Raw genomic sequence first — 234 nt, forward strand, 5'->3', positions numbered from 1 at the left:
GTGATTCTCATCGAGCCGGGCGAACGCCACGACGGGCAGGCGGTCGCCGCGGACGGTTTTGCCTATAACATGCTTTATATGCCGCAATCGCTGGTCAGAAGCGCGATGGGTGGCAATGATGCGTATATCGGTTTTCGCGAGACGCTGGCCGATGACGGACAGTTGTTTCATGCGGTCGCCCGCGCCTGCGAGGCAATCTTCCTCGAAGCGCCGCGCCTGATGATTGAAGACTGC

1 protein-coding gene is annotated in these 234 nt (G+C 59.8%); it reads left to right on the forward strand.

All coding sequences use genetic code 11. The annotated features are described in order from the left end of the window. A partial coding sequence (locus SB822_RS61130) for an AraC family ligand binding domain-containing protein (RefSeq protein WP_410859662.1) occupies window positions 1–234 on the forward strand: 234 nt, incomplete at both ends.

Source organism: Paraburkholderia sp. SIMBA_054 (genome assembly GCF_046534875.1).
Taxonomy (GTDB): Bacteria; Pseudomonadota; Gammaproteobacteria; order Burkholderiales; family Burkholderiaceae; genus Paraburkholderia; species Paraburkholderia hospita.